The organism is Paraburkholderia susongensis (assembly GCF_900177725.1).
GTDB lineage: Bacteria > Pseudomonadota > Gammaproteobacteria > Burkholderiales > Burkholderiaceae > Paraburkholderia > Paraburkholderia susongensis.
The window spans coordinates 638,026-658,608 of sequence record NZ_FXAT01000001.1 but is presented as its reverse complement, the minus strand read 5'-3'; the positions used below and the strand labels follow the sequence as shown (position 1 = coordinate 658,608).

Annotated in this window: 19 protein-coding genes and 1 tRNA gene; 12 read left to right on the top strand and 8 right to left on the bottom strand. The window is 63.3% G+C overall.

Translation table 11 applies throughout. The features are described from left to right. Positions 1-26: 26 nt before the first annotated feature. From infC to B9Z01_RS02965, 9 genes are all read left to right on the top strand, one after another. Entirely contained in the window at positions 27-551 is a 525-nt protein-coding gene (gene infC / locus B9Z01_RS03005; protein ID WP_085480756.1) for a translation initiation factor IF-3, read from the top strand. A 258-nt stretch (positions 552-809) separates the two neighbouring features. Further along, on the top strand, positions 810-1,007 hold the full coding sequence (gene rpmI / locus B9Z01_RS03000; protein ID WP_085480755.1) for a 50S ribosomal protein L35: 198 nt from the start codon (positions 810-812) through the stop codon (positions 1,005-1,007). Positions 1,008-1,036: 29 nt separating this feature from the next. Beyond that, on the top strand, positions 1,037-1,396 hold the full coding sequence (gene rplT / locus B9Z01_RS02995) for a 50S ribosomal protein L20 (RefSeq protein ID WP_006052502.1): 360 nt from the start codon (positions 1,037-1,039) through the stop codon (positions 1,394-1,396). Positions 1,397-1,554: 158 nt separating this feature from the next. Continuing rightward, positions 1,555-2,568, top strand: coding sequence for a phenylalanine--tRNA ligase subunit alpha (gene pheS / locus B9Z01_RS02990; RefSeq protein ID WP_085480754.1), 1,014 nt, complete (start codon positions 1,555-1,557; stop codon positions 2,566-2,568). A 160-nt stretch (positions 2,569-2,728) separates the two neighbouring features. Continuing rightward, the gene (gene pheT / locus B9Z01_RS02985) at positions 2,729-5,164 is read left to right on the top strand and encodes a phenylalanine--tRNA ligase subunit beta (RefSeq protein ID WP_085480753.1); all 2,436 of its coding nucleotides are present in this window, start codon (positions 2,729-2,731) and stop codon (positions 5,162-5,164) included. Positions 5,165-5,233: 69 nt separating this feature from the next. Next, complete coding sequence (locus tag B9Z01_RS02980) at positions 5,234-5,644, top strand: integration host factor subunit alpha (RefSeq protein ID WP_143808830.1); 411 nt, start codon at positions 5,234-5,236, stop codon at positions 5,642-5,644. A gap of 44 nt (positions 5,645-5,688) precedes the next feature. Further along, positions 5,689-6,105 (top strand): MerR family transcriptional regulator, encoded by a 417-nt coding sequence (locus B9Z01_RS02975; protein WP_085480751.1) that lies wholly within the window; start codon positions 5,689-5,691, stop codon positions 6,103-6,105. Positions 6,106-6,181: 76 nt separating this feature from the next. Beyond that, a tRNA-Pro gene (locus tag B9Z01_RS02970) sits at positions 6,182-6,258 on the top strand. A 145-nt stretch (positions 6,259-6,403) separates the two neighbouring features. Next, entirely contained in the window at positions 6,404-7,168 is a 765-nt protein-coding gene (locus B9Z01_RS02965; protein ID WP_085480750.1) for a ParA family protein, read from the top strand. Between the two features lie 22 nt (positions 7,169-7,190). On the opposite strand, the gene B9Z01_RS02960 is transcribed toward B9Z01_RS02965, so the two are convergent. From B9Z01_RS02960 to B9Z01_RS02945, 4 genes are all read right to left on the bottom strand, one after another. Next, positions 7,191-7,619, bottom strand: coding sequence for a lysozyme inhibitor LprI family protein (locus B9Z01_RS02960; protein WP_338047348.1), 429 nt, complete (start codon positions 7,617-7,619; stop codon positions 7,191-7,193). Then, the gene (locus B9Z01_RS02955) at positions 7,616-8,791 is read right to left on the bottom strand and encodes an acyl-CoA dehydrogenase family protein (RefSeq protein WP_085480748.1); all 1,176 of its coding nucleotides are present in this window, start codon (positions 8,789-8,791) and stop codon (positions 7,616-7,618) included. Before B9Z01_RS02955 ends, B9Z01_RS02960 begins: the two co-directional genes overlap by 4 nt. A gap of 12 nt (positions 8,792-8,803) precedes the next feature. Beyond that, a complete protein-coding gene (locus B9Z01_RS02950; protein WP_085480747.1) occupies positions 8,804-10,012 on the bottom strand; it encodes an acyl-CoA dehydrogenase family protein in 1,209 nt (402 codons plus the stop codon). Between the two features lie 73 nt (positions 10,013-10,085). Continuing rightward, a complete protein-coding gene (locus B9Z01_RS02945; protein ID WP_085480746.1) occupies positions 10,086-12,206 on the bottom strand; it encodes a 3-hydroxyacyl-CoA dehydrogenase NAD-binding domain-containing protein in 2,121 nt (706 codons plus the stop codon). Positions 12,207-12,392: 186 nt separating this feature from the next. On the opposite strand from B9Z01_RS02945, the gene B9Z01_RS02940 reads away from it, so the two are divergent. Next, positions 12,393-13,301: a LysR family transcriptional regulator gene (locus B9Z01_RS02940; RefSeq protein WP_085480745.1), complete on the top strand. Its 909-nt coding sequence runs from the start codon at positions 12,393-12,395 to the stop codon at positions 13,299-13,301. A gap of 76 nt (positions 13,302-13,377) precedes the next feature. On the opposite strand, the gene B9Z01_RS02935 is transcribed toward B9Z01_RS02940, so the two are convergent. Further along, a complete protein-coding gene (locus B9Z01_RS02935) occupies positions 13,378-14,244 on the bottom strand; it encodes a hypothetical protein (protein WP_085480744.1) in 867 nt (288 codons plus the stop codon). Positions 14,245-14,612: 368 nt separating this feature from the next. On the opposite strand from B9Z01_RS02935, the gene B9Z01_RS02930 reads away from it, so the two are divergent. Then, positions 14,613-16,274 carry an acyl-CoA synthetase gene (locus tag B9Z01_RS02930; protein WP_085480743.1) on the top strand — a complete coding sequence of 554 codons (1,662 nt, stop codon included), beginning with the start codon at positions 14,613-14,615 and terminating at the stop codon, positions 16,272-16,274. 148 nt (positions 16,275-16,422) lie between these two features. After that, a complete protein-coding gene (locus B9Z01_RS02925) occupies positions 16,423-16,803 on the top strand; it encodes a DUF5594 family protein (RefSeq protein WP_085480742.1) in 381 nt (126 codons plus the stop codon). A 155-nt stretch (positions 16,804-16,958) separates the two neighbouring features. On the opposite strand, the gene B9Z01_RS02920 is transcribed toward B9Z01_RS02925, so the two are convergent. The 3 genes from B9Z01_RS02920 to B9Z01_RS02910 form a co-directional block, all read right to left on the bottom strand. Next, positions 16,959-19,079, bottom strand: a complete 2,121-nt coding sequence (locus B9Z01_RS02920) for a phosphocholine-specific phospholipase C (protein WP_085480741.1) — start codon at positions 19,077-19,079, stop codon at positions 16,959-16,961. A gap of 102 nt (positions 19,080-19,181) precedes the next feature. Then, on the bottom strand, positions 19,182-19,553 hold the full coding sequence (locus B9Z01_RS02915) for a hypothetical protein (RefSeq protein ID WP_085480740.1): 372 nt from the start codon (positions 19,551-19,553) through the stop codon (positions 19,182-19,184). A gap of 154 nt (positions 19,554-19,707) precedes the next feature. Further along, positions 19,708-20,580 (bottom strand): alpha/beta fold hydrolase, encoded by an 873-nt coding sequence (locus tag B9Z01_RS02910; RefSeq protein WP_085480739.1) that lies wholly within the window; start codon positions 20,578-20,580, stop codon positions 19,708-19,710. Positions 20,581-20,583: the final 3 nt, after the last annotated feature.

Sequence of the window (20,583 nt, the reverse complement as noted above, 5' to 3'; positions counted from 1 at the left end):
TTTTTAATTTTTAGAGGAAACGTAACATCGCTACTGATAAGTCTGCGCACCGCATCAACGGTGAAATTACAGCACCCGAGGTGCGACTGGTCGGCGTCGAGAACGAACCGCTCGGCATCGTGAAACTTGCTGATGCGTTCCGCCTGTCGGAACAGCAGGACGTGGATCTGGTCGAAATCGCCCCGCAAGCGGTTCCGCCGGTTTGCCGTTTGATGGACTACGGCAAGTTCAAGTATCAGGAAGCGAAGAAGCAGCACGAGGCCAAGCTCAAGCAGAAGGTCATCCAGGTCAAGGAAGTCAAATTCCGCCCGGGTACCGACGACGGTGATTACAACGTCAAGCTGCGTAACCTCATCCGCTTCCTCGAAGACGGCGACAAGACGAAAATCACGTTGCGTTTCCGTGGCCGTGAGATGGCCCACCAGGAAATCGGCATGCGCATGCTCGAGCGCCTGCGCACCGACCTCGACGAAGTCGGTCAGGTCGAGCAGATGCCGAAAATGGAAGGGCGCCAGATGATCATGGTGCTCGCTCCGAAGAAAAAGAAGTAAGCGCAAGGCAGTTGGCCGGAGCGGTGGCGCATCATGTGATGCGCGCTCCGCTGGCGAAAATTTGCATGATGCTGTGCCGGATGTCCGGCGTGGTGTCGGAAGATTTTGGGGCGGCGCGCATGCAAGTGCGCGGCGGTTCCCGAAAAGCGGCCGCTGGCGGTATCGGCGGTCTGCATACCAAGTGGAATGGGTTTCGAAGGGCGGGAAATGGCCATCTGGCCGACCGCACACCCATGTCCATCTAATAATGGAGTTGTCATGCCGAAGATGAAGACCAAGAAGAGCGCTGCAAAGCGCTTCGTGGTGCGTCCGGGCGGTACCGTCAAGCGCGGTCAGGCCTTCAAGCGTCACATTCTTACCAAGAAGAGCACCAAGAACAAACGCCATCTGCGCGGCGCCACGGCAGTTCATGATTCCGATCTGAACTCCGTTCGCGCAATGCTGCCGTTCGCTTAACCCTTAACCGACACTCATAGGAGCGAAACATGCCTCGAGTAAAACGTGGGGTTACCGCACGGGCCCGTCACAAGAAGATCATCAAGCTGGCCAAGGGTTACCGCGGCCGTCGCAATAACGTCTATCGCATCGCCAAGCAGGCGGTCATGCGCGCAGGCCAATACGCCTACCGCGATCGCCGCAACAAGAAGCGTGTGTTCCGCGCACTGTGGATCACGCGTATCAACGCGGCGGTGCGTCAGCACGACATGACGTACAGCGTGTTCATCAACGGCCTGAAGAAGGCTTCGATCGAACTCGACCGCAAGGTGCTGGCCGACATGGCTGTGTTCGACAAGGCTGCTTTTGCTGCGATCGTTCAGCAGGTGAAAGCCGCCGTTGCAGCCTGATTGCGCTTCTGGCAATTAAAACTGCGTGGTTCGTTGCAGCGAACATCCGGTAGTCCCGGTGACGCTGCAACAAAAACGGGGCTCCTCACCGAGCCCCGTTTTTGTTGGTAGAACCAGTTTTGTTTCGATAGAACACTGACGTTGAAATGATGGGATCAATGGATCTGGACCAGATTGTCGCCGACGCGCAAAAAGCCTTCACAGAAGCCTCCGACGTCACCACGCTCGAGAACGAGAAAGCCCGCTTTCTCGGCAAAGCGGGTGCGCTGACCGAGCTGTTGAAGAGCCTTGGCAAACTCGATCCCGAAACGCGCAAGACCGAAGGCGCACGGATCAACCTCGTCAAGCAACAGGTCGAAGCCGCGCTGACGGCACGCCGCCAGGCGCTCGCCGAGGCGCTCCTGAACCAGCGCCTCGCCGCCGAGGCGATCGACGTCACACTGCCTGGCCGCGGCGCCAGCGCGGGCAGCCTGCATCCGGTGATGCGCACATGGGAGCGTGTCGAACAGATTTTCCGTACGATCGGATTCGACGTGGCCGACGGCCCCGAAATCGAAACCGACTGGTACAACTTCACCTCGCTGAACAGCCCGGAAAACCATCCGGCGCGTTCGATGCAGGACACCTTCTACGTCGACGGCAAAGACGCCGATGGCCGTCAGCTGCTGCTGCGCACGCATACGAGCCCGATGCAGGTGCGCTACGCGCGCACCAACACGCCGCCGATCAAGGTGATCGTGCCGGGCCGCACGTACCGCGTGGATAGCGACGCGACGCACTCGCCGATGTTCAACCAGGTCGAAGGCCTGTGGATCGACGAGAACATCAGCTTCGCGGACCTGAAGGGTGTCTACACCGACTTCCTGAAAAAATTCTTCGAGCGCGACGACATCCTCGTGCGCTTCCGTCCGTCGTATTTCCCGTTCACCGAACCGTCGGCAGAGATCGACATGCTGTTCGAAACGGGCAAGAACGCCGGCAAGTGGCTCGAAATTTCGGGTTCGGGCCAGGTTCACCCGACCGTGATCCGCAACATGGGTCTCGACCCGGAGCGCTACATCGGCTTTGCGTTCGGCAGCGGCCTCGAGCGCCTCACGATGCTGCGCTACGGCGTGCAGGACTTGCGCCTGTTCTTCGAAAACGACCTGCGTTTCCTGCGTCAATTCGCGTGAACCGGCGCGCGTGAGCGCGACAAGCATAGAGCGCGGCATCGCACCCGGTGCATGCCGCGAGCGTCCCCGGCAGTGCACGATGAACCCGGCGCAATGCCACCGAGTGACACGAAGCACACGCCGGACGTGGACCTAACCTGATCAGAACGTACACAGAACCATGCAATTTCCGGAATCCTGGCTCAGAACTTTTGTCGATCCGCAACTGACCACCGAGGAGCTGTCGCACGCGTTGACGATGGCGGGTCTCGAAGTCGAAGACCTGCGGCCGGCCGCGCCGCCGACCTCGAAGATCGTCGTCGGTCAGGTGCTGGAAGTCGTTAAGCACCCGGATGCGGACAAGCTCAACGTATGTCAGGTCAACGCCGGCACCGGCGCGACGCTGAACATCGTGTGCGGTGCGCCGAACGTGGCGCCCGGCATCAAGGTGCCGGTCGCGCTCGTGGGCGCGCAACTGCCGCCGGCCGAAGAGGGCGGTGCGCCGTTCGCGATCAGGCTGTCGAAGCTGCGTGGCGTGGAAAGCCAGGGCATGCTGTGCTCGGCGCGCGAGCTGAAGCTCTCCGAAGATCATAGCGGCCTCCTGATCCTGCCGGAAGATACGCCGATCGGCCAGGACATCCGCGAGACGCTCAACCTCGACGACACGGTTTTCGAAATCAAGCTGACGCCGAACAAGGCTGACTGCCTGTCGGTGTTCGGTGTCGCGCGCGAAACGTCGGCGATCACCGGCGCGCCGCTGCGTCCGCTCGAGATCAAGCCGGCCGACGTGAAGCTCAGCGAAACGCTGCCCGTCAAGATATCCGCGCCTGATCTGTGCGGCCGTTTTTCCGGTCGCGTGATTCGCGGTGTCAATGCGCGCGCGAAGTCGCCGCAGTGGATGGTCGAACGGCTCGAGCGTTCGGGCCAGCGCAGCATCTCCGCGCTCGTCGACATCTCGAACTACGTGATGCTCGAACTGGGCCGCCCGTCGCACGTGTTCGATCTCGACAAGATCCACGGCGGCATGGACGTGCGCTGGGGCCGCAAGGGCGAAACGCTCAAGCTGCTGAATGGCAGCACGGTCGAGATCGACGAAACGGTCGGCGTGATCGCCGACGAGCAGCACATCGAAAGTCTTGCGGGCATCATGGGCGGCGACAGCACCGCGGTCACGCTCGACACCACCAACATCTATCTCGAAGCCGCGTTCTGGTGGCCCGATAGCATTCGCGGCCGCTCGCGCAAGTACAACTTCTCGACCGACGCGGGCCATCGCTTCGAGCGCGGCGTCGACTATGCGACGACCGTCGAGCACATCGAGCGCATCACTCAACTGATCCTCGACATCTGCGGCGGCGAAGCCGGTCCGGTCGACGACCAGATCGTCAATGTGCCGAAGCGCGCGCCCGTGAAGATGCGTGTTGCACGCGCGAACCGCATCATCGGCGTCGAGATCGGCGCAGATGAAATCGCGCAGATCTTCACGCGCCTCGGCCTTTCGTTCGAGCGCGACGGCGATACGTTCTCGGTCATGCCGCCGTCGTACCGCTTCGACATCGAGATCGAAGAGGACCTGATCGAAGAAGTCGCGCGTATCTATGGCTTCGAAAAGATTCCGGCGCACCCGCCCGTCGCGACGAGCGAAATGCGCGCGACCAACGAAACGCAACGCTCGATCCACGTGATCCGTCACGCGCTCGCCGCGCGCGATTACGCGGAAACGGTGAACTTCAGCTTCGTCGACGCGGAGTGGGAGCAGGACTTCGCGGGCAACAGCAACCCGGTGCGTTTGCTCAATCCGATCGCGAGCCAGTTGTCGGTGATGCGCACGACGCTGTTCGGCAGCCTGATCCACGTGCTGCGCACGAACCTGAATCGCCGCGCCGCGGACCGCGTGCGCGTGTTCGAAGCCGGCCGCGTGTTCCTCCACGATCCGTCGATCAAGGCCGGCGAACTGGCCGTCGAAGGTTTCGCTCAGCCGAAGATGATCGGTGCGCTCGCTTATGGTCCCGCGCTCGAAGAGCAGTGGGGCGCGCCCGCGCGCACCGTCGACTTCTTCGACGTGAAGGGCGATCTCGAAGCGCTGGTGGCCCCGGCGCTCGCGCGTTTCGTGAAGGCCGAGCATCCGGCGCTGCATCCCGGACGCAGCGCGCGCATCGAATTGAATGGCCGCGCGGCAGGCTGGATTGGCGAATTGCATCCGCGCTGGATGCAGAAATATGATTTGCCGCATGCGCCGATTCTGTTTGAAATCGAAGCTGAAGCATTAATGCAGCGAGTATTGCCGGTTCCGTCGGAAGTATCGAAATTCCCGCCGGTTCGACGCGATATCGCGGTGGTCGTCGATCAGAAAATCGAGGTCCAGGCGCTCCTCGACGAGCTTCAGAACGCCCTCTCCGAGCCCGCTTGCAGGAGTGTCCAGAGGGTTGCGCTTTTCGACGAATTTCGTCCAAAATCAAATACTTCCGGTGGCCTGGCCGCGCACGAGAAAAGCCTTGCGTTCCGTGTGACCTTGCAAGATACTGGCGGAACCCTTCAGGATGAAACAGTCGATCTGGCTATTCAAACTCTTGTGGAACGTCTGGCTCGAGTCTATGGCGCACGGTTGCGCGGATAATCCGTATTTAACAATTGCATGGCTGTTTCCGCATCCATTGTTTTACGCTTGGCGCGCCATTTGATAGATATGAATGAAATGAACTCGAGTGATTTCGAAGCCCTTCTTACGGCGCAACGTAGTGCCATGATTCGAGATATTCCGACATCACCTGGCGCTGTTTCCGCTGAAACGCCGACGCTCACCAAAGCAGAACTCGCCGAGTTGCTGTTCGACAACGTCGGGCTCAACAAGCGGGAAGCAAAAGACATGGTCGAAGCGTTCTTCGAGGTGATCCGCGACGCGCTCGAAAGCGGCGACAGCGTGAAGCTGTCCGGGTTCGGCAACTTCCAGCTGCGCGACAAGCCCCAGCGTCCCGGTAGAAACCCGAAGACTGGCGAGGCGATTCCGATCGCCGCACGCCGCGTTGTCACGTTTCATGCAAGTCAAAAGCTGAAAGCGCTGGTGGAGAACGGCGCCGAGGCGAGCTTCGCGCGCTGATCGACTGGCGCGCTTTCCGCGCAACCCATCACGGCTAACCGAAGATGACAGCGACGATCGAAAAAGTCGTCTTGCCTCCGATTCCGGCGAAGCGCTACTTCACCATTGGTGAGGTGAGCGAACTATGCGGCGTGAAGCCCCACGTGCTGCGTTACTGGGAGCAGGAGTTCACGCAGTTGAGGCCGGTCAAGCGGCGCGGCAATCGCCGGTATTACCAGCATCATGAGGTGCTGCTGATCCGGCGGATTCGTGAGTTGCTGTACGAACAGGGTTTTACGATCAACGGCGCGCGCAACCGGCTCGATGCGCATGGTGGCGTCGCGCAGAATGAAGAGGCTGCAGCGGGGGAAGGCGAGGGTGTGGCAGGGCAGGCGGCTTCATCGGCCACGGTAACGAGTGCGGTGGATGTCGAGCAGTTGCGCAAGGAACTGCAGAACGTGATCGACCTGCTGGGCCACTAGTTTGTGCTGCCCTTCGCTTTGTTCGTGCGGGGCGGTTCTAATCGAATAAAGTGTCTGTTATAATTTTTCTTCTGTTCGGGGCGTAGCGCAGCCTGGTAGCGTACCTGCATGGGGTGCAGGTGGTCGGAGGTTCAAATCCTCTCGCCCCGACCAAAGAAAACAAGGACTTACGGTGCAAGCCGTAGGTCCTTTTTTCTTGCCCGTTTGCTGTGTTGCTTTTCCCAGCCGCCTATTCGCGCTGTCATGTCACTAGAGTAAGCTGTGCGCTTCGGGAATTCGTGAAAAGGGATCGAGGTCTATGCGGCGCGTGATATTCAATCAGAAAGGTGGGGTCGGCAAGTCGACGATCGTATGCAACCTCGCCGCCATCAGCGCCACCGAAGGCCGGCGAACGCTCGTCATCGACCTCGATCCGCAGGCCAACTCGAGCCAGTATCTGCTTGGCGAACAGGCGAGGGATCTCAAGCCCGGGGTGGCCGACTTCTTCGAAACGGCTTTGAGTTTCAGCTTCAGGCCGACGCCCGTCTCGACCTTCATCCATCCGACGCCGTTCGAGAATCTCGACGTGATGCCTTCGCATCCCGATCTCGAGGTTCTGCACGGCAAGCTCGAATCGCGCTACAAGATCTATAAATTGCGCGATGCGCTCAACGAACTCGATGCGTACGATGCGATTTATATCGACACGCCGCCGGCGTTGAATTTCTATACGCGCTCCGCGCTGATTGCGGTCGAGCGTTGCCTGATCCCGTTCGACTGTGACGATTTTTCGCGCCGTGCGCTTTACGCGCTGCTCGATAACGTCAAGGAGATTCAGCAGGACCACAACGCCGCACTCGAAGTCGAGGGGATCGTCATCAACCAGTTTCAGCCGCGCGCAAGCCTGCCGCTGAAACTCGTCGAGGAACTCATCAGCGAGGGGCTGCCGGTGCTGGACTCGCGCTTGTCGTCGTCAGTGAAGATTCGTGAGTCTCATCAGTACGCGCGGCCGATGATTCACTACGATCCGCGTCATAAGCTCACGCAGGAATTCACGGCATTGCATCGGGAATTGGCAGGGTAGGCGCGGATCGCGACCGCGTCGATCATCTGCACTTCGCGGACTTGATCGCTTTGCTCATGCGCTCTGTCTCGGCTGTTTTGCACATCGCGACTGCGGTGGGCAGCATCGAACCGCCGCCCCATTCGCGGGCGGCCGACTTCGAACAGTTGGCGTCGCGGCGTTTTCTCCACGCGGCGATCCTTTTTTCCAGCGTGCTTTTGCAGGCCGCCGACGAGCCCGCCGTCGCATCCACGACACGCTCCAGTTTCTGTTCCGCGACGATCTGATCACGCCATGCACAGAAATTCATGTTGGTTTGATTGTCGTCGCAGTTCGACAACGCTGCGCTGACCTCGCTTGCGGGCAATCCGCTTCGATGCGCGATTTCGTCGACCGGATCGGGGGCGCTCGCCAGCACTGAAGTGCTAACGAGCGTAAGCGCCAAAAGCAGGGATCTCATCGCCGCTCTCATGTGCGCACCGATGCACACTGAGCCCCCAACGCCACGAACCGCTCCAGATGATGATCCTCATCGCCGAGCTGGTGATCGATCATCACGAGGCGCTTCGCATAATGAGCGAGCGGCAGCTCCCACGTCATGCCGATCCCGCCGTGCAACTGGATGCATTCCTCGGCCACCAGCGTGCCGATCCTGCCGATGCTGTACTTCGCCGCCGACACCGCGCGCTCGCGCGCGCGGCGCTCGTCATCGAGCGCCGCGGCCGCATTGATGACCGCCGAGCGCGCCTGCTCGATTTCGAGCAGCAGATCGGCCATCCGGTGCTGCAACGCCTGGAAACTGCCGATCGGCACGCCGAACTGCTTGCGCGTGCGCAGATAGTCGAGCGTGTCATCCTTCGCGACGTCCATTGCACCGACCGCTTCAGCGCACAACGCAAGCACGCCGCAGCTCACCGCGTATTCGAGCGTCGCGAAGCCTTCGTCCACTGAGCCGAGCACGGCGTCGTCGGCGAGCGTGACGTTGTCGAACGTGACTTCGGCCGCACGTCCGCCATCGATCCTGCGATAGCCGCGCACGCTCACGCCCGCCGCATCGCGAGGCACCAGAAAGAGCGTGATGCCGGCTTCGGCATCGTCATGGCCGCTCGTGCGCGCCGAGACGAGGAACACGTCGGCGTGCTCGCCCTGCTGAACGACCGCTTTCGCGCCGCTCAGGCTCCACGCATTGCCGCTGTCGTTGCCGCTGTCGTTGCCATCGCGCTGCGCGCGCGTCGCGCTCACGCGAGCGAGTTCGTAATGACTGTCCGGTTCGCCATGCGCGAGCGCAACGATTCGCGAGCCGTCGATCAACGAAGCAAGCGCCGCTTTCTGCGCCTCGCTGCCGCTGCGAGCCATCGCGCGGCCGACGATCAGCGTATCGAGAAACGGTTCGACGACGAGCCCGCGCCCAAGGCTCTCGAATACCACGGAGATATCGAATCCGCCGCCGCCGAACCCGCCGCTCGCTTCGTCGAACAACGCGCCGATGATGCCGAGTTCCGCGAAGCGTCCCCACAGTTCCGTGCTGAAACCCTGCTCCGAACGCGCGATCCGGTCGCGCGTCTCGAAGCCGTATTGTTCGCTGACGAAACGGTTCAGCGTGTCCGCCAGCATGCGGCGGTCTTCGGTGTGCTGAAAATTCATGACGTGCGCCTCTTACAGTCCGAGAATCATTTTGGAAATGATGTTCTTCTGGATTTCGTTCGAGCCGCCGAAGATCGACAGCTTGCGATTGTTGAAGTAGAGCGAGGCGGCGCTCGCGGCTTCGTCGGGGCCGACCGGCACGCCGTCGAAACCTTCGTGCAGCGCTTCTTCGACGAATGGCTGCGCATACGCGCCCATCGCGCGGCGCGTGAGCGACGAGATCTCCTGGCGGATTTCGGTGCCGCGAATCTTCAGCATCGAACTCTCGGCGCCGGGCACGCCGCCGCCCGCGACCGCCGCGATCACGCGCAGGTTCGTGGTCTTCATGTTCTCGAGATCGATCTCGACGCGCGCCATACGCGCTGCGAACGCCGGGTCTTCGGCAAGCGGGCGGCCATTGCGGCGCTGTTTCGCGGCGATCTTGCGCAAGCGGTTGAACGCGGCCACCGAGAAGCCGACGCCCGCGATATTGGTGCGCTCATACGTGAGCAGATATTTCGCGTAGGTCCAACCCTTGTTCTGTTCACCGACGAGATTCTCGGCGGGCACGCGCACGTCGGTGAAAAACACTTCGTTGACTTCGTGCTCGCCGTCGAGCGTGATGATCGGCCGCACTTCGACGCCGGGCGTGTTCATGTCGATCAGCAGGAAGCTGATACCTTCCTGCTTGCGCACGTCGGTCGCGGTGCGCACGAGACAGAAGATCATGTTCGCGTAGTGGCCGAGCGTGGTCCACGTCTTCTGGCCGTTGACGATGTAGTGCTCGCCGTGCGCGTCCTTGCCGCGCACGGCCGCCGTCCTGACCGAAGCGAGATCGGAGCCCGCGCCCGGCTCCGAGTAGCCCTGGCACCACCAGTCGGAGCCGTCGAGAATACGCGGCAGCCAGTAGCGCTTCTGCGCTTCGCTGCCGTATTTGATCAGCACGGGGCCGAGCATGTTGACGCCGAACGGCACGACGCGCGGCGCGCCCGCGAGCGCGCATTCGTTCTCGAAGATGAATTTCTGCACCGCGTTCCAGCCTGGGCCGCCGTATTCCTTCGGCCAGTGGTTCGCGAGCCAGCCCTGCGCGTTGAGAATCGCCTGCCACCCGGCCATGTCGTCGCGCGTGAGGCGGCGCCCGCCCTGCACCTTGTCGGCGAGACGCTGCGGGAGTTTGTCGCGCAGAAAGGCTTGCACGCTGACGCGGAATGCCTCTTCGTCGGGAGTGAAGTTCAGATCCATCGCAAGTTCTTCCCTAAGTGTTCAACAGGCCGGCGCGCCTATGGCGCCGGCCGCAATACATCGAATGACGGACTCAGCCCGCCTGGTTCAGGCTCGCGAAATCGGCGCCGCGCGCGACGAGATCAACCAGCAGCGGCGACGCTTGCCAGAACAGCGGGTCTTCCTTCGCGAACTCGCGGATGTCGGCGAGGATCGCCGGCAGGCCGACCATGTCCGCGTATTTCATCGGGCCGCCGCGGTAGCGCGGAAAACCGTAGCCGTACAGCAGGGTCACGTCGACGTCGAGCGGGCGCAGCGCAATGCCTTCATGCACGACGTTCGCGCCTTCGTTGACGAGCGCGGCCATGTAGCGGCGCATGATCTCCTCGTCGGTGAAGTTGCGCGGCGTGACGCCCGCGCGTTGACGCTCGGCGTCGATGATCGCCTCGACTTCCGGATCGGGCACACCGCTGCGAGATCCTTCGGGGTACAGATAGAAACCACGGCCCGTCTTCTGACCGAACCAGCCGCGCTCGCACAGGCGGTCGGCGATCTGCACGTAGCGCGCGTTCGGATTGCGGGTCGCCGCGCGGCGCTTGCGCGTGGCCCAGCCGATGTCGCCGCCCGCGAGGTCGATCACCCGGAACGGTCCCATCGGGAAGCCGAACGCTCGCACGGCCGCGTCGATCTGGTACGGCGACGCGCCGTCTTCCATCATCGCGTCGGCGGCGGCGCGATAGACGGCGAGCAGGCGGTTGCCGATGAAGCCGTCGCACACGCCCGCGCGCACCGGTGTCTTGCGCAGCTTCTTCGCGAGTTCGAACGCGGTGGCGACCACATCGGCGCTGACCTGCCGCGGCACCACGACTTCGAGCAGCTTCATGATGTTGGCGGGCGAGAAGAAGTGCAGGCCGATCACGTCGGCTGCGCGCGAGATGCTGGCCGCGATCGCGTCGATGTCGAGATACGACGTGTTGGTTGCGAGCACCGCGCCCGGTTTGCAGACGCGATCGAGTTCGGCGAACACGGCCTTTTTCACGCCGAGGTCTTCGAACACGGCTTCGATCACGAGATCGGCGTGGGCGAGCGCATCGTACGACGTGCTGCCGCTCCAGCGAGCGAGGATCGCGGCCTTTTTCTCCGCGGTGAGACGGCCTTTGGCGATCAGGCCGTCGTAGACCTTTTCGACGTGCGCGCGCCCGCGCGCGAGCGAGGCGTCATCGCGTTCGATCATCGTCACGGGCAGGCCCGCGTCGAGCACCGCGACCGCGATGCCCGCACCCATCGTGCCGCCGCCGACCACGCCGATCGAGTCGAGCGCACGCGGCTTCGCATCGCGCGTTTCGGGCGCCTTGAGCACCTCGCGCTCGGCAAAGAACGCGTGAATCAGCCCAGCGCGCTGCGGGCTGTCGATACATTGCAGGAACAGCTTGCGTTCGAGTTTCAGGCCTTCGTCGAAAGGCTGCTCGATCGCGGCCTCGACTGCTTCGACGATCTTCAGCGGCGAGAACAGACCGCGCGATTTCTTCGCGGTTTCCTCACGCGCTTTGGCCGCCGCCGCGAGGCTCGCGGCGCGATCGCTCAAGGCGGTGGCGTCGCGGGTGCGGCGCACCGGCGCATGCACGGCGAGCAGTTCGTGCACGTACGCGAGCCCTTCGGCGAGCGCGTCGCCGCTTTCTCCCATGCGGTCGATCAGGCCGAGCGCGAGCGCTTCTTTCGCGCCGATATGCCGGCCGCTCAGGATCAGATCGAGCGCGGCCTGCGCGCCGATCAGGCGCGGCGTGCGCTGCGTGCCGCCCGCGCCGGGCAGCAGGCCGAGCTGCACTTCGGGCAAGCCGAGCTTCGCGCCTTCGACGGCGAGCCGATAGTGCGCCGCGAGCGCGACCTCGAGGCCGCCGCCGAGCGCCGCGCCATGAATCGCGGCAATCACGGGCTTCGTGCACGCCTCGATGCGGTTGCACACGTCGGGCAGCGACGGCGGCACCGGCGGCTTGCCGAACTCGCGAATGTCCGCGCCGGCGATGAAGTTGCGCCCCGCGCCGACGATCAGCACGGCTTCAGCCGCGTGGTCGGCGTCGGCGGCTTCGATCGCGGCGAGCAGGCCGCGCCGCACGTCGGCGGATAGCGCGTTGACCGGCGCATGGTCGATCGTGACGAGCAGCACCTTGCCGCGCAATTCGCGCGTGACAACGTCGGCTGAGGAAGTAGGGGGCATCGTGGCGTCTCCGATCCCATGCAACAGGATAGTGATTTGGGTTGTGATTTGGGCGAGGGCGCGCGGGCACCACGTCAGCGAGGACGTCAGCGCGCCGGATCGTGCCATTCTGGAGCGGTCAAGCTTCGTTGACAATGGCATGCCGAATTGACAGACTGTCAAAATTATTTTGACAAAAGCGCTGCGATGGACGTCAATTCCCTGACCTTGCTCGTCGATATCCTCGACGCCGGCAATCTGAGCGAAGCCGCGCGCCGGCTCAAGATGAGCCGCGCGAACGTGAGCTATCACCTGAATCAGCTGGAGCGCTCGATCGGCCTGCAACTGGTGCGGCGCACGACGCGCCGCGTCGAGCCGACCGAGATTGGTCTGCGGCTCTACGAACACGGCCGCGCGATCCAGAACGCGCTGCTTGCCGCGCGCGAGTCGGTCACGTCGCTCGGGCAAGGCCTGCAGGGCCGCGTGCGCCTGAGCGTGCCGAGCGGCTACGGCCAGATCGTGATGTCCGACTGGCTGATCGCGTTCAAGCGGCTGTATCCGGGCATCGTGCTCGACGTGCTGTTCGAGAACCGCGTCGAGGATCTGATGCGCGACGAAGTCGATATCGCGGTGCGTGTGATGTCCGAGCCGCCGCAGAACCTCGTCGCGCGCGACATGGGGCCGGTCAGGTACGTCGCGTGCGCCTCGCCCGGGTTCGCGCGCACGCACGGCATGCCCGCGACGCTCGACGACCTGCGCGCCGCGCCGCTGATTACCGCGGCCGTGATCGGCAGGCAGTTGCGGCTGGCCGCTTATCTGCGCGATGAGCGGCATGAAGTGCTGCTCGAGCCGACGATCATCTCCGAGAACTTTCTGTTTTTACGCCAGGCGGTGCTGGCGGGTCTCGGGGTCGGACTCGTGCCGGACTATGTCGTGCAGGACGACCTGAAGCGCGGCGACGTGCTGACCGCGCTCGATGAATGGCGCCTGAGTATCTTCGGCACGCACATGTACATGGTGTACATGCCGGACCGGCACCACACGCGCGCGGCCGCGACGTTCATCGAGTTCATCCTGGAGCAGGCGCGTGGATCGGGCAGGGGAAGCGCCGCTTGAGGTGTCGTTCTGAAGCGTCGTGCTGAGGTGTCGTGCCGAAGCGTGGCGCCCGCCGTGCCGGATGTGCCGGTTACATCTATACGCCGAATCTGCGCACGATCGCGGTCTTGACCATCGGCACGCCGACGCGCAGCAGCTTGCGCACGCCTTCATCGCTGCCGACTTTCTGCACCGCGTTGTCGATCATCGTCTGCATCACGTTCGCCGGGTAGAACTCGCGAAACTGGCTGTTCGCGCCGGTCTGCTCAAACACGTGATGCAGGAACGAACCGGCGGGCGGCCCGATCCGCTTGAAGAGCCCCATCTTGACCACGCGGTTGTTCCACAGGTGCAGCGTGTACGCGTCGGAGCACAGCGCCGCGCATTCGTCGAAATGGCGCGGCAGGAACGGTTTGTAGTAGTCGTCGAAATGCACGGGGTAGAAGAGGCTTTCAGGCAAGCCCGCCTTGATGCCGTAGACCTCGGTCAGCAGGCGCGGACCAGTGTCGCCCCACTTGAGTTCGGTCCCTTTCATCGCCTCGACCCGTTCGATCAGTTCGCGCAGGCGCGGCGAGTCGGGATCGAGCCGCAGTATCGCCGTGCAGAGGCTCGTCGGCGTTTCCTTGCCGATCAGATCGCCCTTCGCATTGAGGTCGAAATCGTGCAACTGCAGCAGATCGGTGTCGACCCAGATTTCGTCGGTCTTCGTGAACATCGCGAAGCGGAAGTAGTCGCTGAAATGCGCGATCGACGGCACGCCGTGAATCGCAAAATCGCTCAGCGTGTCGGGCGGCAGAATCTCGCGAGCGTCTTTCGCGATCACGCCTGGCGGCAGATTGGCGATCGGCCCATAGCTGTACAGCGCGACCTCGCTGCCATACAGCGTGAACGAATTCAGACAGGCGATTTCGTAGGGCGAGAGTTCCGGGCCGTGCCAGAACGATGCAAATCTTGTCTTGCGCATATGCTGTCCGGAGAAACGATCATGCGGCGCAACATGCGCGCCGAACCAGTGTATCGATGCTAGACGCGTGAGGCACAGATCAGACGTAAAGGGCCCGAATCGCACAGGAGTTGTCGCGAAACGTGGAGACGGGCGCTGCGTGTAGGCGAATTTGGGCGGGAGTATGTCGTATGTAGCGAATTCGGCAGAGCGCGGCGATGCGTCGGGGAGGGCGCCGGGACGTGGGCTAAACTGAAGAACACACGGCGTGTGAGCATGCGCAGCAAGCAATGGGCCACGTCCCGGCCACGTCTCGGCCACGTCCCGGCTACGCATCGGCCACGCATCGCGCGCCATGCAGCGATAAAAAACGACATCAAGGAGACACGATGAACCTCGACGGTCAGACTTACGATTCGCTCACATCGAACTTCACGTGGCGCGTTCCGGCGCGCTACAACATCGGCGTCGACTCCTGCGATAAATGGGCCGACGGCTCGGGCCGTCTCGCGCTGATCTACGAAGACGCCGACGGCCGCGCCACGCGCTATACGTTCGACGAATTGAAAACGCTGTCCGACCGCTTCGCGAATGCGTTGCAGGCATCGGGCGCGCAACGTGGCGACCGCATCGGCATCTTCCTGTCGCAATCGATCGAAACGGCCATCGCGCATCTTGCCGCGTACAAGGCGGGCCTCGTCGCCGTGCCGCTTTTCGCGCTGTTCGGCGTCGACGCGATCGAGCACCGGCTCGGCGATAGCGGCGCGCTCGCGCTGATTACCGATCAGGCCGGCGTGCGGAAGATCGACGAAATCCGCGGCGCGTTACCGGCCTTGCGGCACGTGTTCAGCGTCGATATCGAACAGGATGACGAAGCATCGCCCGCGCCCGTGCGCTCGTTCTGGCGTGCGCTGAACGAGGCTCCCGTCGATTTCACGCCGGTCGATACCAGCGCGGACGATCCCGCGATCATCATCTATACCTCGGGCACGACCGGCAAACCGAAGGGCGCGCTGCACGGGCACCGTGTCTTGCTCGGGCATCTGCCCGGCGTCGAGATGTCGCAGCAGGGCTTCCCCGCGCACGCGACACTGATGTGGACGCCCGCGGATTGGGCGTGGATCGGCGGCCTGTTCGACGTGCTGCTGCCGTCGTGGCATCACGGCGTCGCGGTGCTGGCGCGCCGCTTCGCGAAATTCGACGGTCACGCCGCGTTCGACCTGATGGCGCGTCACGCGGTCTCGCATGCGTTCCTGCCGCCGACCGCGCTGAAGATGATGCGCGGCGTCGAGCGTCCCGCCGGTCTGCGCCTCGCGTTGCGCTCGGTCGCGAGCGGCGGCGAATCGCTCGGCGAGGAACTGATCGGCTGGGGCCGCGAGGCGCTCGGCGTGACGATCAACGAGTTCTATGGGCAGACCGAGTGCAACGTCGTGGTGTCGTCATGCGCGGCGCTGTTCGAGCCGTGCTTTGGTGCGATCGGGCGCGCGGTGCCCGGGCATCGCGTTGCGATCGTCGATGCGCACGGCCACGAAGTGCCGCCCGGTGTGATCGGCGATATCGCGGTGGCCGCGCCCGATCCGGTGATGTTCCTCGGCTACTGGCACAACGAAGCGGCGACGCGCGAAAAATTCCGCGGCGAATTCCTGCTGACCGGCGATCTCGGCACGCGCGACGCGGACGGCTTCATCCGCTTCGTCGGCCGCGGCGACGACGTGATTACGAGCGCCGGCTACCGGATCGGGCCGGCGTCGATCGAAGACTCGCTGCTGCGTCATCCGGCGGTGGCGATGGCGGCCGTGATCGGTGCGCCGGATCGCGAGCGCACCGAAATCGTGATGGCGTTCGTCGTGCTGAAAGCGGGCTTCGTCGGCGACGATGCGCTCGTGCGCGAGATCCAGCAGCACGTGAAGACGCGCCTCGCCGCGCACGAGTATCCGCGCGAAATCCGCTTTGTCGAGAACCTGCCGCTGACGGCGACCGGCAAGGTGATCCGCAAGGCGTTGCGCGAGGCGGTGACGCAGAACGCGGACACGCTGGCCGGGAAAAGTTGAGTGAGGAAGCCGAAGCTGAATGCCGATACTGCTGCGTTCGGGCCGACGTGGTGGACGGGCAGAGCGGATGCTGCCGGGCACCGGCAAGCACCGGCAGACCCGCGTGCTACGATGATCGATCACATTACGCAATACATCGGAGACCTGGATGCGTCCAGAAAGTGCAGTTCGTTTCGACAAGGAGTTCGCGCCTCGCATCGCCGAGGCGATCGCTGCATGTTTCGCGAAGACCGTGCATACCGAAGTGCTGCCGTACGGCGGACACGGGCACCCCACCCGTGTGCGGATTCATGCGGCGCCGCTCGAAGAACTCGGCCATTACCCGCATCCGCTGAATCTGTATCTGACCTGGGACGGCGATGAAATCGAAAGGCTGATGGGCGAGCAAGGGTCGGCGCGCTTTACCCGGTATCTCGCGGCGCTGCCACGCAAGCTCAATGCATGGACTCAGGCGCGCGAACTCGATTTCCTCACGCACACGCAGGGCGAGCCGGTTGCGTTGATCGGCGGGCTCGATTTCGAATCGTAAGCGGTCGCGCGGTATTTTCAGGCTCGCCAGAGCGCTTCAAGGCAACGGCCGCTGCGTGTGATCGGACGCAGCGGCCGTTGCTTTTACGGAAACAGCAGCATTGGTTCGAGGCCTGGTTGCCCCGGACTTGGTTGCCCAGATTAGCTACCCAAGGCTTAGCTACCCAAGGCCGGATCGCTCATGCTGCTCTGGCCGGTTTCCACGTGGCCGGCGAGGCGTCGCGCAAACGACGCATCCGTGTCGACCGTGATCGCCAGGTCGTACCAGCCGTGCGCGTTGCGCAGGTCGAGGTACAACGGGTCGGTATCGCCACCACGCACTGAATGCGTGATGACGTTGCCCGGATCGTACGCATTGACGATCGTGAACTGGCAACGCGCGCTGCCGACGTTTTCGAGGCGCAGTTGCAGGTTGCCGTTGGCGACGTCGTAACCCTCGGCGATATCCGGACGCGCCGTGTCCTTGCCACTCCACCAGTTGTTGCGCGCGACGGCCTTGCCCGCGAAGCGGCGCAGGAAACCGTTCGGCCCGTGCACGGTGAAATCGTAGCTGCCGTCCGCATTGAGCGGCAACGCGTCGTGCAGGCGCTTGCCGGCTTCGACCGTATAGGTGCGCGGCGCGTCGGTGCTATTCGCGTTGTAGACGAGGAACACGGCGCCCGTACGCCCCGTATTGATGAAGCGCATCGTCAGCGTGCCGTTCGAGCCTGCGTCGGCGCGCACGAACAGTTCGTAGGGCAACGCGCGAGCGGGGCGCACGCCGGGCTCCTGCTTCGGCACCGCCTGAGCGGCGGGCGGCTGCGGCACGTAGTCCGGATGACGGTTCTGATCGGGCGGCACGTAGGGGGTCGTGCTCGGCAGCGACGGCAGCGCAGCGTTCGGATTGCTGAAGTTGAACGCCGAAGTCAGGTCGCCACATACCGCGCGACGCCACGGCGTGATGTTCGATTCACCGAGGTCGTGATGCTCGCCGAAGCGCTTTTCGATGAAGCGGATCACCGAAGTATGGTCGAACAGTTCCGAGCAGACGTAGCCGCCCTTCGACCACGGCGAGACCACGAGCATCGGCACGCGCGGGCCGAGCCCGTACGGAGCGGCGGGCGTCTTCGCGTCGCCCGGATAGATTTCGTGCGTCGTGTCGACGGTCGACAGGCCGTTTGCGTTCGACGCGGGCGCGAACGGCGCCGCGATGTGATCGAAGAAGCCGTCGTTCTCGTCGTAGTTGACGAGCAGCACGGTCTTGCTCCACACCTCGGGATTCGACGTGAGAATCTGCAGCACCTGGTCGATGTACCACGCGCCGTAATTCGACGGCCAGTTCGGATGCTCGGAATACGCTTCGGGCGCGACGATCCACGACACCTGCGGCAGCGTGTCGTTCTGCACGTCGCGCTTGAGGATGTCGAAATAGCCGTCGCCCTTCGCCGCATTGGTGCCGGTGCGCGCGTTGTCGTAGAGCGGATTGCCCGGTTGCGCGTTGCGATACTGGTTGAAGTAGAGCAGCGAGTTGTCGCCGTAATTGCCGATGTATGCGTTCTGCGTCCAGCCCCACGAACCGTTCGCATCGAGCCCGTTGCCCATGTCCTGATAGATCTTCCACGAGATGCCAGCGTTTTGCAGCACCTCGGGGTAGGTCGACCAGCCGTAGCCGAGTTCGGAGTTGTCGATCACCGGGCCGCCGCCGCTGCCGTCGTTGCCGACCCAGCCGCTCCACATGTAGTAGCGGTTCGGATCGGTCGGGCCCATCAGCGAGCAGTGATACGCGTCGCAAATCGTGAAGGCGTCGGCGAGCTGATAGTGAAACGGGATGTCGTCGCGCGTGAGGTAGGCCATCGTCGTGGCGCCTTTCGCGGGCACCCATTGATCGTTGCGGCCGTTGTTCCAGGCGGCGTGCGTGCTGCCCCAGTCGTGCGCGAGATCCTGCAGGAATTGCAGCCCGAGGTTCGGTGCGCTCGGGCGGAATGGCAGCACGTAATTCGCGCCGGCCGCATCGGTGGTGAGCGGCTGGTACCACACCGGCTGGCCGTTCGCGAGGGTGATCGCGCGCGTGTCGCCGAAACCGCGCACGCCCTTGAGCGTGCCGAAGTAATGATCGAACGAGCGGTTCTCCTGCATCAGCACGACGATGTGCTCGACGTCGCGAATCGTGCCGGTCTGGTTATTCGCCGGAATGGCGAGCGCGTTGCGAATGCCCGGCGGCAGCATGCTCAACGCGGTGAAGGAACCGGCGGCTTGCGCGGCCGAGCGCAGAAAATCACGGCGATTTTTTGAGGTCATGGTTTTGGCTTGATCTTCGATGGAGAAAAGTGCACTGCGAAGATGCACTGTGACGAGGCATCGCGCGCGTAGAGAGGCCCGGCGCCGCGCGCGGTGCGCAACTCAATCCACGGTGTGGATGACGGGGCTGGCAAGCGGCGCTGACGGCGTCGACGAGTTGGTCAGTGAACTCGTCAGTGAGGCCGACCCATCGGCGCCGGATGCGGGGACTGCGGGAGTCTGAATCGTGAGCGTCGCCGGCGCGGGGTTTGCCGGCGACGCGGTCGAAAAGGGGTTGCCGCCGGGGTTGCCGCCGTTATCGGCTGGCTGCCCGGTCGAGCTGATCGTATTCGTGTCGATGGGTTTGTCGTCGTTGCTGCATGCGGCGCTTAGCGTGCACAGCGAGACGATGGCCAATGCGCTTGCCAAACGTTTGCGTTGCCGTTTGCTCGTGGGCACACGGAACGCCGGGAACGGCTTCGACACGAAGAGCATGCACTGTCTCCGGCACGGGGAAGGGATGCCTGGGCATCGATGTGCCGAGGTCAGCGATGCCGCAGCATAATCGCCGATCCGTGTAATTTTTATGAAGAATGTGTAAGGGGTGAGCGGCTTATGATTACCGCTGTGGTTACGGTTACCACTGCGGTCATCTCTGCGCCTCAATGAATGCCGCAATCGCGTCATTGAGCTTGCCCGGCGCATCGCGATGCGGCGAGTGCCCGCAGGCATCGAGCTTGACGAGTTGCGCATGTGGCACGCGTGTGACGATCGTGTCGATCTGCGCCATCGTGCCGTAGTTGTCGTCGCGGCCTTGTATCGCGAGCAGCGGCCGGCGAATCGGCGCGAGTTCGTCGACGATCGACCACTGCCTGAACGCGGGATTCAGCCAGATGTCGTTCCAGCCATAGAACGCGGAATCGACGTCGGCGTGATAGCGCGCGAGCTTGCCGCGCAGGTCGGTGGTTTCGTAAAGCTGCTTCGTTTGGGCGATGCTCTGCACGGAGATGTCTTCGACGAATACATGCGGCGCAATGGCGACCGCGCCCGCCAGCGCATCGGGATAGAGCGCCGCGTAGAGCAGCGCGATCGAGCCGCCGTCGCTATGGCCGATGACCCACATGCGCTTGCGTTGCCGCATGCCGATCCCGAGCGCGTCGAGCAGTGCCGGGAGAACATCGCGTGCTTGCGCGGTCATGAAATCGACCGGCCATTTCACGTGATGCGCGCGCGGTGTCGAGAGTCCATAGCCGGGGCGCGAATAGACGAGCCCGCGCATGCCGAGCCGCTCGCATAGGCTTTGCGGCCAGTCGCGCCACATCGCGACCGAGCCGAGTCCTTCGTGCAGGAACACCGCGAACGGCGCGTCTTCCCCTGTTTCACCCGCTTTTTTTCCCGCCTGTTCATTGACCCAGCGATACTCGATGCGCAGCGCTCCGTGCGATGCGTTCGCCGGCAGTTCGGCGAATTCGCTCGCGGCGCAAGCAGTGGAAAGGGCAGCGGCGGTAGCGGGGTTCTGCATGGA

Bases quoted from the DNA above. Each gene is read 5' to 3' on its own strand.
- B9Z01_RS02920 (WP_085480741.1), bottom strand. From the start codon at position 19,079: ATGACCTCAAAAAATCGCCGTGATTTTCTGCGCTCGGCCGCGCAAGCC.
- B9Z01_RS02910 (WP_085480739.1), bottom strand. From the start codon at position 20,580: ATGCAGAACCCCGCTACCGCCGCTGCCCTTTCCACTGCTTGCGCCGCG.
- B9Z01_RS02930 (WP_085480743.1), top strand. From the start codon at position 14,613: ATGAACCTCGACGGTCAGACTTACGATTCGCTCACATCGAACTTCACG.
- B9Z01_RS02945 (WP_085480746.1), bottom strand. From the start codon at position 12,206: ATGCCCCCTACTTCCTCAGCCGACGTTGTCACGCGCGAATTGCGCGGC.
- B9Z01_RS02950 (WP_085480747.1), bottom strand. From the start codon at position 10,012: ATGGATCTGAACTTCACTCCCGACGAAGAGGCATTCCGCGTCAGCGTG.
- pheS (WP_085480754.1), top strand. From the start codon at position 1,555: ATGGATCTGGACCAGATTGTCGCCGACGCGCAAAAAGCCTTCACAGAA.
- B9Z01_RS02960 (WP_338047348.1), bottom strand. From the start codon at position 7,619: ATGAGAGCGGCGATGAGATCCCTGCTTTTGGCGCTTACGCTCGTTAGC.
- B9Z01_RS02925 (WP_085480742.1), top strand. From the start codon at position 16,423: ATGCGTCCAGAAAGTGCAGTTCGTTTCGACAAGGAGTTCGCGCCTCGC.
- rpmI (WP_085480755.1), top strand. From the start codon at position 810: ATGCCGAAGATGAAGACCAAGAAGAGCGCTGCAAAGCGCTTCGTGGTG.
- B9Z01_RS02955 (WP_085480748.1), bottom strand. From the start codon at position 8,791: ATGAATTTTCAGCACACCGAAGACCGCCGCATGCTGGCGGACACGCTG.
- B9Z01_RS02935 (WP_085480744.1), bottom strand. From the start codon at position 14,244: ATGCGCAAGACAAGATTTGCATCGTTCTGGCACGGCCCGGAACTCTCG.
- B9Z01_RS02980 (WP_143808830.1), top strand. From the start codon at position 5,234: ATGAATGAAATGAACTCGAGTGATTTCGAAGCCCTTCTTACGGCGCAA.
- rplT (WP_006052502.1), top strand. From the start codon at position 1,037: ATGCCTCGAGTAAAACGTGGGGTTACCGCACGGGCCCGTCACAAGAAG.
- B9Z01_RS02915 (WP_085480740.1), bottom strand. From the start codon at position 19,553: ATGCTCTTCGTGTCGAAGCCGTTCCCGGCGTTCCGTGTGCCCACGAGC.
- B9Z01_RS02940 (WP_085480745.1), top strand. From the start codon at position 12,393: ATGGACGTCAATTCCCTGACCTTGCTCGTCGATATCCTCGACGCCGGC.
- pheT (WP_085480753.1), top strand. From the start codon at position 2,729: ATGCAATTTCCGGAATCCTGGCTCAGAACTTTTGTCGATCCGCAACTG.
- B9Z01_RS02975 (WP_085480751.1), top strand. From the start codon at position 5,689: ATGACAGCGACGATCGAAAAAGTCGTCTTGCCTCCGATTCCGGCGAAG.
- B9Z01_RS02965 (WP_085480750.1), top strand. From the start codon at position 6,404: ATGCGGCGCGTGATATTCAATCAGAAAGGTGGGGTCGGCAAGTCGACG.